The sequence below is a fragment of the Mycobacterium sp. genome (assembly GCF_049683935.1).
Classification (GTDB): Bacteria; Actinomycetota; Actinomycetes; order Mycobacteriales; family Mycobacteriaceae; genus Mycobacterium.
This window is the reverse complement of record NZ_JBAUJR010000159.1, coordinates 1-5,528: the sequence shown is the minus strand read 5'-3', so window position 1 is coordinate 5,528 and position 5,528 is coordinate 1. Positions and strand designations below refer to the sequence as shown.

Below are 5,528 nucleotides of genomic sequence, written 5' to 3'. Positions count from 1 at the left end.
GAGCAGGACGCGGCCACCGCGTGGCGCGCCGTCGTCGAGCAGGCGACCGAGCCGGGCGTGCGGACATTCGGGGTCACCGCACTGACCGAATGCGCGGTCACCGCAGCGCTCTGGCGCCGCGTCCGCGGGGACACCACGATCACCGTGGCGTTTCCCGGCGGCACCGAATGAGCGGCCCGCTAGCGGATCGCCGCGGCGATGTCGGCCGCTGCGGCCTCAATCGGCACGTCGCGCTTCTCGCCGCTGAACCGATCGCGTAGCTCGACCACACCGTCGGCCCACCCCCGGCCGACCACGACGATCCACGGCACACCGAGCAGTTCGGCGTCCTTGAACTTGATCCCGGGCGAGGACTTCCGGTCGTCGAGCAGCACCTCGAAGCCCTGCACCTCGAGTGCACCGGCGAGCTCGGTGGCCCCGGTGCGCGCGTCGGCGTCCTTGTTGGCGATGACGATGTGCACGTCGAACGGCGACACCGATGACGGCCAGCGCAGTCCGAGCTCGTCGTGATGCTGCTCGGCGATCACCGCCACCAGCCGCGATACGCCTACGCCGTAGGAACCCATGGTCAGCCGCACGGGCTTGCCGTCCTCGCCGAGCACGTCGGCGGTGAAGGCGTCGGTGTACTTGCGGCCCAGCTGGAAGACGTGACCGATCTCGATACCGCGCGCAGCGACCAGCGGTCCCGAGCCGTCGGGTGAGGGGTCTCCCTCGCGGACTTCGGCGGCCTCGATGGTGCCGTCGCCCGTGAAGTCGCGACCGGCCACCAGCCCGACCACGTGGCGGCCCTGGGCGTCGGCTCCGGTGATCCACGACGTGCCATCGACGATCCGGGGATCCACCAGGTAACGAACCCCGTTGGCGAGCAGGCCCTTCGGGCCGATATAGCCCTTCACCAGGAACGGATACTTGGCGAAGTCGGCGTCGTCGAGCATCGTGTACTCCGCCGGCTCGAGCGCGGCACCGAGTCGTTTGTCGTCGACCTCACGATCGCCCGGAACGCCGATCGCGAGAAGTTCCCAGTCGCCACCGGGCAGTCGGGTCTTGAGCAACACGTTCTTCAGCGTGTCCGCTGCGGTGACCTGCCTGCCGAGGCCGGCGCCGTTGGCCCACTCGACCAGCGTGGCGATCGTCGGCGTGTTGCCGGTGTCGTACTCGACGGCTTCGGGCAGCCCGTCGAGAGCGATGGATTCCGGCCGCGCCGTGACCACGGCTTCGACGTTGGCCGCGTAACCGGATTCCAGGCAGCGAACGTAGGTGTCCTCCCCGATGTCGCTCTCGGCGAGGAACTCCTCGGACGCGCTGCCCCCCATGGCCCCCGACACCGCCGAGACGATGACGTAGCGCACCGCCAGCCGTTCGAAGATCTTCTGGTAGGCGTCACGGTGCGCGTAGTAGGCGTTCTTGAGCCCCTCGTCGTCGACATCGAACGAGTACGAGTCCTTCATCACGAACTCGCGACCGCGCAGGATGCCCGCCCGGGGACGCGCCTCGTCCCGGTACTTTGTCTGGATCTGGTAGAGCCGCAACGGGAAATCCTTGTACGAGGAGTACTCCCCCTTGACCGTCAGGGTGAAGAACTCCTCGTGCGTCGGCCCGAGCATGTAGTCGCTGCCGCGACGGTCCTTGAGCCGGAACACGCCGTCGCCGTATTCGGTCCACCGGTTCGACGTTTCGTAGGGGCCACGCGGCAGCAGCGCGGGGAACAGGATCTCCTGGCCGCCGATGGCGTTCATCTCGCTGCGGACGACGGCCTCGACCTTGCGGAGCACCTTCAGGCCCAGCGGCAGCCAGCTGTAGAGGCCGGGGCCGATGGGTCGCACGTATCCGGCTCTGATCAACAGTTTGTGGCTGGGCACCTCGGCATCGGCAGGGTCGTCGCGCAGGGTACGCAGGAACAGCTCGGACATACGGGTGATCACAGCCGACAACCTTACTTCTGCGGGTGAATCGGGCGCGCCAGCGCACCGTCACGGTCGTCGGACGCGCCGAATCCGAGAGGAGCTAGAGCTCTCCGGCGTCGATGGCGTCTTTGACTTCCTGCGCGTGCGCCACCTGCTCGGCGGTGTAGCCGATGAACAGGGCGGCGCCGCCGACGATGATCGCCACCGCGGCCACCCACAACAAGCCGTACGAGTACGCCTGGTCGAGCGCGTGCAGTTGCGCGGCGTTCATATCGCTGACCGGACCCGTGGTGCCGCCCAGATACAGCGTGCGCGAGGTGATGACGGCCTGGATGACGGCCAGCACGACCGGCCCGCCAAGACTCTGCAACATCAGGGCGATGGCCGATACGGGCCCGATCTGATCGAACCCGACACCGGCGATCGCCGACACGGTCAGCGGCACCACGATCATGCCGATGCCGAAGCCACCGATGGTGATGGGCAGCACCAGGTTCGGGAAGTACGGGATGCCCGCGTCCAGCGTCGAGCCGTAGAGCATCGCCGCGAGCACCAGCACACCACCGGCGATCACCAGGATCCGCGGCGGGAACTTCGACACCAGCGCCGACGACAGGCCCAAGCCGATTCCGAGGGCGATGACAAACGGGATGAAGCCGATGCCGGCCCGCAGCGCGCTGTACCCGAGGATGTCCTGCACGTACAGGCCGATCGTCACGGTCAGCGTGAACATCACACCGCCGGCGAGGAAGATCGCGGCGAACGTGGCCACCCGGTTGCGGTCGTGGAACAACTCGAACGGAACGACCGGGTTCTCGGCCGTGCGCTCCACGAGGAGGAACGCCGCAAAGGCGGCCAGCGCTACGACACCGGAACCGATCGTGACCGTCGACACCCAGCCCTGTTCGGGCCCCATCGAGAACGCGAACACCGCGGCCGTGCAGCCCAGCGTCGCCAGCAGCGCACCTGCCGCGTCGAGCTTCAGCCGCTCTTTGTTGGTCTCCCGAAGCGTCTTACGGGCCAGGTGGATCACGAGCAGGCCGATGGGCACGTTCACCAGGAAGGCCAGCCGCCACGACACCTCGGTCAGCGCACCACCGGCGACCAGACCCAGCACCGAGCCGACGCCCGTCATCGCTGCGAAGACCGCTGTGGCCGCGTTACGTGCCGGCCCCTTCGGGAATGTCGTCGCGATCAGCGCCAGACCCGTGGGCGACGCGATGGCGGCGCCGACACCCTGCAGAAGCCGGGCGATCACCAGGGTGGCTTCGTCCCAGGCGATACCGCACAGGATGGACGCGATGGTGAACAGCGCGACGCCGACGATGAAGGTGCGCTTACGGCCGATGGTGTCACCGAGGCGCCCGCCGAGGAGCATCAGTCCGCCGAACGTCAGGACGTATGCGGTGATGACCCAGCTGCGGCCGGCGTCGGACAGGCCGAGTTCGTCCTGGATCCTGGGCAGCGCCACGATCGCGATGGTGCTGTCCATCGTGGCCAGCAGCTGCATGCCACCGATGGCGATGACCGCGGCGAAGAAGCGCCGCGAGGGAAGCCAGGCCGGGGTCTTGCCGGATCGCGGCGCAGCAGCACCGGCGGCGGCCGTTCCGGAGGCAGTAGCAGGTTGCGCTCGCTTGGAGCCCCACTTTTTTCTGCCTTCGGCATCACGTTGGATGGCGGCGCGCTCTGCGTCATTGAGAGCCGTCATACCGAGTTACCTTACAGTACTCTTAAGATTCCTTTACCCGGCGAAGCCCGCGACCGCACCGATCACGATGATCGCGGGAGGCCGGATGCCGTCCGACCGGATTCGCTCCGGCGCGTCGGCGAGCGTGGCCCGCAGCGTGCGCTGCGACGACATGGTGCCGTGCTGCACCACCAGAACCGGTGTATCGGCTGGTCGGCCGCCTTTCATCAGAACCTCGGCAAAAAGCTCGATCCGTTCGACCGCCATCAGCAGCACGATCGTGCCGGTCATCGCGGCCAGCGCATCCCAATTCACTAACGATTCGGGATGGTCGGGCGCAACATGGCCGCTGACCACCACGAACTCATGGTTGACCGCCCGATGCGTGACCGGAACACCGGCAAGTGCAGGAACAGCTATGGCACTTGTCACACCGGGCACCACAGTGACCGGAATGCCCGCATCCGCGCACGCGATGATCTCCTCGTAGCCCCGCGCGAACACGAACGGGTCGCCACCTTTGAGCCGCACCACGAACTTGCCGGCGCGGGCCCTGTCGATGAGCACCTCGTTGATCGCGTCCTGGGCCATCGCGCGGCCGTACGGGATCTTCGCCGCGTCGATCACCTCCACGTCCGGCGACAGCTCGGCGAGAAGTTCCTGCGGTGCGAGTCGGTCGGCGACGACGACGTCGGCATGTGCCAGCAGTCGCCGGCCGCGCACCGTGATCAGTTCGGCGTCGCCGGGGCCACCTCCCACCAACGCCACGCCGCCGTGCACCACTCCCGGGGCCTCGGCCGCGATCAGGCCCTGCTGCAGGGCCTCGTGGATCGCCGAGCGGATGGCCGCCGACCGGCGGTGCTCACCGCCCGCCAGCACACCCACCGCCAGCCCTTCGTACTCGAAGGACGCCGGCGTCACAGCAGTGCCTTCGCGCGCCACGTCGGCACGCACGCAGAAGATGTGCCGCCCTTCTGCCTCCGCGACGATGGCGGCGTTGACCTCGGGGTCGTCGGTGGCAGCGATCACATACCAGGCGCCTTCGAGATCGCCCTCACGAAACTCCCGCATCGTCAACGTGATTCCGTCGATGCCCTCGACAGCAGGGGTGGCAGCGATGGTGATGACGTGCACGTCGGCGCCACTGGCGACCAGCAGCGGCAGTCGCCGCTGCGCGACGGTGCCCCCGCCCACGACGACGACCTTCTTGCCGGTCAGCCGTAAGCCGACCAGATAGGCGTTCTCGATCACCCGGCGAGCCTAGATGTTGCGGCCGCAGCGACGAAGCGGGCGATCGCCTGCGGGTGCGCGGCGGGATGAGTGTGCAGATACCCGGCGTGGACACCACCCTGCACGGCGCCGTCGTCGACGACCCCGCCGCCCCAACCCTTGAAGCGCCACGCCGGTTGCGGGTTGTCGGCGAACTGCACGGTGGTGCGGTGGAACTCGTGGCCCACCGATCGGTCACCGAGTGCGTGCAGCGAGGAGTCGGCGACCGCCACGGCGTCGCGGTAGCCGAGGGTCAAGGAGTCGGAGAACGACGCCGATCCGGCCAGCACCCCACACATCGGGTGTCCGTCGAGGTCGTCGACCAGATAGATCAGCCCCGCGCACTCGGCGTGCACCGGTGCACCGCTCGCGGCCAGCGCGCCGATCTGTCCGCGCACCAGAGCGTTGGCCGACAAGTCGGTACTGAACTGTTCGGGAAACCCTCCTGGCAGCACCAGCGCCGCCGATCCCGGCGGCAACGGATCGTGCAGCGGGTCGAAGTCCACGACGTGCGCGCCGGCGGCCCGCAACAGCTCGCCGTGTTCGGTGTAGCCAAAGCTGAACGCCTTGCCCGCGGCCAACGCGACGGTCACCGGTTCGATGAGCGGTTCGGACAGCTGCGGTGTCCACGGCTCGCCGGGGACGTGGCTGGCCGCAGCGGCGACAAG

At 68.1% G+C, this 5,528-nt stretch carries 4 protein-coding genes and 1 pseudogene; 1 reads left to right on the top strand and 4 read right to left on the bottom strand.

The annotated features are described in order from the left end of the window. Positions 1–171, top strand: a 171-nt coding sequence (locus tag WA965_RS09315; RefSeq protein WP_526447399.1) for a DUF4439 domain-containing protein, incomplete at its 5' end; no start/stop codon positions are given. Between the two features lie 8 nt (positions 172–179). Here WA965_RS09315 and WA965_RS09310 read toward each other — a convergent pair. The 4 genes and pseudogenes from WA965_RS09310 to WA965_RS09295 form a co-directional block, all read right to left on the bottom strand. Beyond that, entirely contained in the window at positions 180–1,922 is a 1,743-nt protein-coding gene (locus tag WA965_RS09310) for a proline--tRNA ligase (protein ID WP_526297951.1), read from the bottom strand. A gap of 82 nt (positions 1,923–2,004) precedes the next feature. Further along, positions 2,005–3,612, bottom strand: a complete 1,608-nt coding sequence (locus WA965_RS09305) for an MFS transporter (RefSeq protein WP_526447397.1) — start codon at positions 3,610–3,612, stop codon at positions 2,005–2,007. A 33-nt stretch (positions 3,613–3,645) separates the two neighbouring features. Continuing rightward, on the bottom strand, positions 3,646–4,842 hold the full coding sequence (gene cobA, locus WA965_RS09300) for a uroporphyrinogen-III C-methyltransferase (RefSeq protein ID WP_526302489.1): 1,197 nt from the start codon (positions 4,840–4,842) through the stop codon (positions 3,646–3,648). Continuing rightward, positions 4,839–5,528: pseudogene (locus WA965_RS09295) on the bottom strand (cobyrinate a,c-diamide synthase); the annotation flags it as partial. The pseudogene WA965_RS09295 and the gene cobA, both read right to left, overlap by 4 nt.

What these genes read in the sequence shown, in the direction of transcription:
- WA965_RS09305 (WP_526447397.1), bottom strand. Translation starts at nt 3,612, where the DNA reads ATGACGGCTCTCAATGACGCAGAGCGCGCCGCCATCCAACGTGATGCC.